At 72.4% G+C, this 301-nt stretch carries 1 pseudogene; it reads right to left on the bottom strand.

Annotated features, from left to right (window positions below):
• Positions 1–301: pseudogene (locus KN815_RS49515) on the bottom strand (RNA-guided endonuclease TnpB family protein); the annotation flags it as partial.

The following is a 301-nucleotide window of genomic DNA, read 5'->3' as shown; positions in this document are numbered from 1 at the left end:
ATCTTCTCCCCGGTGGACAGGGTCACCAGGGAGGTGACCCCGGCGTCCAGGCCGACCGCCGCACTCGAGGCAGGGGCAGGGGCGATGGTGTCCTCGACGAGCAGGGAGACGAACCAGCGCCCGGCGGCATCGCGGGACACCGTCACCGTCGTGGGCTCGGCACCCTCCGGGAGGGGACGCGACCAGCGGATGTCCAGCGGCTCGGCCGTCTTCGCCAGCGTCAGGAGCCCGTCGCGCCATGTGAAGGCGCTGCGGGTGTACTCGGCCGACGCCCGCGACGTCTTCCGCGACTTGTAGCGCG

The organism is Streptomyces niphimycinicus (assembly GCF_018883605.1).
Classification (GTDB): Bacteria; Actinomycetota; Actinomycetes; order Streptomycetales; family Streptomycetaceae; genus Streptomyces; species Streptomyces niphimycinicus.
The sequence above is the reverse complement of the archived record's forward strand: the minus strand, read 5'-3'. Positions and strand labels throughout refer to the sequence as shown.